Origin of the sequence: Micromonospora sp. M51 (genome assembly GCF_018070305.1) — a bacterium.
GTDB lineage: Bacteria > Actinomycetota > Actinomycetes > Mycobacteriales > Micromonosporaceae > Micromonospora > Micromonospora parva.
Genome location: NZ_JAGPXZ010001334.1, coordinates 1 through 795 on the forward strand (window position 1 = coordinate 1; position 795 = coordinate 795).

A 795-nucleotide genomic window follows, 5' to 3' on the forward strand; every position below is an offset into this window, starting at 1 on the left:
GACTGATGGGGATGAGCACCGGCGAGTGGGCCCACTACCTCAGCGGGGAGCTGGGCGTCGGGCGTACCGCCGAGCAGGTCGCCGTCGAGGTGGTCGAGGAGATGACCCGCCGCTACCGGGAGCACGTACCCCTCATCGACGGTGCCGACCAGGTCGTCCGCCGGCTGGCCGCGCGGTGGCCGCTCGGGCTGGCGAGTTCGTCGCCGACCCGGTTGATCGAGGCGGCGCTGGCGGCGACCGGCCTGACCGACGCGTTCGGCGCGACCCTCTCCACCGAGCAGACCGAGCGGGGCAAGCCCGCGCCGGACGTGTACCTGAGCGTGGCGCAGCGCCTGGGCGTCGACCCGACCCGCTGCGTGGCGGTGGAGGACTCGTCCAACGGGGTGCGTTCGGCAGCGGCGGCGGGGATGCGCGTGGTGGCGGTGCCGCACGGCTCGTACCCGCTCGATCCGGACGCCGCGGGGCTGGCGGTGGTGACGCTCGACGCGATCGGTGCGCTGACCCCGGAGCTGGTGGACGAGCTGGGTTGACCGGGGCCGAGCGGGGTAGAGACCACGGATGAAGGCCATCGTGTACGAGCGCACCGGCGACCCGTCGGTGCTTTCTCTGGTTGACCGGCCGGTGCCGGAACCGGGTGCGGGCGAGGTCCTGGTGCGGGTGGCGGTCTCCGGGGTGAACCCGACCGACTGGAAGTCCCGCCGCAGTTCACCGCCGGACGGGTGGCAGATTCCCGGGCAAGACGGCGCCGGGGTGGTCGAGGCGGTCGGCGCGGGGGTCGATCCCGACCTGATCGGT

The 795-nt window shown here is 73.7% G+C and carries 2 protein-coding genes; both read left to right on the forward strand.

Going from position 1 to position 795, the window contains the following annotated elements; genetic code table 11:
• On the forward strand, window positions 1–530 hold a 530-nt coding region (locus tag KBX53_RS34640; RefSeq protein ID WP_210863998.1), incomplete at its 5' end, for an HAD family phosphatase.
• 28 nt (window positions 531–558) lie between these two features.
• A partial coding sequence (locus KBX53_RS34645; RefSeq protein WP_210863999.1) for an alcohol dehydrogenase catalytic domain-containing protein occupies window positions 559–795 on the forward strand: 237 nt, incomplete at its 3' end.